General features: G+C 38.3%; 1 pseudogene. It reads right to left on the bottom strand.

The window, feature by feature from the left end:
* A pseudogene (locus tag SB765_RS28565) lies at window positions 1–296 on the bottom strand (hypothetical protein); the annotation flags it as partial.
* Window positions 297–337 lie beyond the last annotated feature (41 nt).

Below are 337 nucleotides of genomic sequence, written 5' to 3'. Positions count from 1 at the left end.
GATCTCGTTTTAGCTTGAGCATAACCATAAGCATCACTTGCGCGTCCAGTTAGTATTATCCATAAAAAGTATTCCATGGGCGGTGCAGCATCATGACGAAAAGAGCTTTCTTGATACATCATGCTCATTAATACGTGTTTGGGAGAGCCCCACTTGTCTTGCGCGTCTTTTGCATCAAAATACCAGTCAGACTTCTCTTCAAAGATTTTACAAATATCTTCTGGTTGCTTAGGTGGTGCAGTGGCACAACCAACTAAAGTAAGCACTAGAGATAAAGTAATAATATTTTTTTTCATTTTTTAAGATCTCACTGAACTTTTTAAAAAAGCGTGGGTCT

Origin of the sequence: Pseudomonas sp. SIMBA_067, from assembly GCF_046534675.1 — a bacterium.
GTDB classification, from domain to species: Bacteria; Pseudomonadota; Gammaproteobacteria; order Pseudomonadales; family Pseudomonadaceae; genus Aquipseudomonas; species Aquipseudomonas putida.
The sequence above is the reverse complement of the archived record's forward strand: the minus strand, read 5'-3'. Positions and strand labels throughout refer to the sequence as shown.